General features: G+C 73.6%; 2 protein-coding genes. One reads left to right on the top strand and one right to left on the bottom strand.

Annotated elements, in window-relative coordinates; all coding sequences use genetic code 11:
• A partial coding sequence (locus MXD58_RS25050; protein WP_250610089.1) for an effector-associated domain EAD1-containing protein occupies positions 1–334 on the bottom strand: 334 nt, incomplete at its 3' end.
• 376 nt (positions 335–710) lie between these two features.
• Between MXD58_RS25050 and MXD58_RS25045 the strand changes: the two genes are divergently transcribed.
• A complete protein-coding gene (locus MXD58_RS25045) occupies positions 711–1,094 on the top strand; it encodes a DinB family protein (RefSeq protein ID WP_248837623.1) in 384 nt (127 codons plus the stop codon).
• The last annotated feature ends 78 nt before the right edge of the window (positions 1,095–1,172 follow it).

Raw genomic sequence — 1,172 nt, 5'->3', positions numbered from 1 at the left:
CCTCCCAGGCGACCGGACCGAGGGCGAGGGCCGCCGCCGGCCCGTCCAGCCCCTGGCCGCTCATGCCCGACCCGTCGGCGGCGGCCGAGGCGGACCGCGGCTGGTCCGGGTCCCACTGGCGCGCCGCGGCCAGGAGCCGCGCCCGGCCACCGATCAGGATTCCGTTGGACAGCTCGGTGGACACCACCGACCAGAACTCCATCGAGTTCGGCGATTCCCACGGGTGCCACTCAAGGGGGAAACCGGCCGTGATCAGGACCGCGCGCGCCGACTCCCGCCGCGAGAACGTCGAGGCGAACGCGTCGATCTCCGCACGGGACAGACCGTCCCCCACCGGCCCACCCCCTGGAGAACAGAGCCCGCTCGCGTCGGCGATACGCCGTAAACGGTCATATCCTCTCACCGCTCCGATGCGTAAGAGTGATGGGCCGGACACAAAATGGCGGGCGGTCCGGCGCGCCGTCGCGTCGCCCCGCACCCGAGCCAATTGCGGTCAGGTTCTGACCGCAATCCCTCCTAGGCTCGGTGACAACCAGGACGCGACGACCCGGAGGGCACGATGACCACCGCGACGAGCACGACGAACGAGACGTCCGCACCGACCACCGACCGCGAGCGGGCGGAGCTGCTGGGGACCCTGGCCACCCGCCGCCACTTCCTCCTCGAGACCGTGAGCGGTCTGGACGACGAGCAGGCCACCCGGCGCGACCGTGAGCGCCCTGAACCTCGTCGGCATCGTCAAGCACGTCGCCCTCGTCGAGGAGCGCTGGCTGTCCTTCGTGCTCGGCGGGCCGGAGGCGTTCGAAAACGACATGACGACCCGCGGGGACGAGTTCGACCTGATGGCCGGCGAGACACTCGCCGGCGTCCTCGCGTACTACGAGGCGGTTGCCCGCCGGACCGAGCGGATCGTGACCGAGGAGGTCGCGAGCCTCGACGACGCCCACCCGCTGCCCGCGCGGCCCTGGTTCCAGCCGGGCGCGAGTCGCTCGGCCCGGGGCGTCCTGGTGCACCTGATCGGCGAGACCGCCCAGCACAGCGGCCACGCCGACATCCTGCGCGAGACGATCGACGGCCGCCGCACCATGGGCTGAGGCCGGCCGCCGATCACGCCCGCCCCCCCCCGGCGCCCGCCGGCCGCGGGGGGGCGGGGGGGGGGGGGGGGGGGGGGG

Origin of the sequence: Frankia sp. AgKG'84/4, from assembly GCF_023242965.2 — a bacterium.
Classification (GTDB): domain Bacteria; phylum Actinomycetota; class Actinomycetes; order Frankiales; family Frankiaceae; genus Frankia.
The sequence above is the reverse complement of the archived record's forward strand: the minus strand, read 5'-3'. Positions and strand labels throughout refer to the sequence as shown.